Raw genomic sequence first — 620 nt, 5'->3', positions numbered from 1 at the left:
ATAAAAGAGATTTTAGAAAAAAAATATGATTCCTTTTTATCATCCGAGTTTATTATTAATAAATCAAACCTACCATTAATTATAGGAATTAGTAAAAAAGCAATATTACTAAACAGTGTAAACACTCCATATTCTTCAGGAGTAAATAACCTGCTAATGATAGGTACTGTAATTACTAACAATATTTGAGATATAATTGAAGAACCTAGCATATATATACTATTTTTTTTCAAACTATTATTCATTAATCTTTTTTATCACTTTCGCAGGATTTCCAGCTATTATTTGATTGCCTTCTGTAAAACTTTTTGTAACAACACTGCCGGCCCCTATAATTGTTCTATCACCCAGATTTACACCCGGTAATATTATAGAATTCATTCCAATCCAACAATTTTTTCCTATTGTCACATCTTTACCAAGAGTATGTTTTTTTAAATCATTTATATCATGATTTGATGTAATTATTCCAACATAAGGAGCAATATAAGAACCTTTTCCAATTGAGATGATTCCATCAAAATTATTTAAATATAAACCCGGAGATTGAAAAATGTGTAAATCATTATTATCAAAAACTAAATTATTAATATTATGAACTTTTATTGTTGGATCACATG

1 protein-coding gene and 1 pseudogene are annotated in these 620 nt (G+C 26.3%); both read right to left on the bottom strand.

Annotation, left to right across the window (positions count from 1 at the left end; all coding sequences use genetic code 11):
• A pseudogene (locus CD152_RS12270) lies at window positions 1–212 on the bottom strand (capsular biosynthesis protein); the annotation flags it as partial.
• Between the two features lie 25 nt (window positions 213–237).
• On the bottom strand, window positions 238–620 hold a 383-nt coding region (locus CD152_RS11300), incomplete at its 5' end, for an acyltransferase (protein ID WP_240592409.1).

It is taken from the genome of Macrococcoides caseolyticum, from assembly GCF_002902665.1.
Taxonomy (GTDB): domain Bacteria; phylum Bacillota; class Bacilli; order Staphylococcales; family Staphylococcaceae; genus Macrococcoides; species Macrococcoides caseolyticum.
The sequence above is the reverse complement of the archived record's forward strand: the minus strand, read 5'-3'. Positions and strand labels throughout refer to the sequence as shown.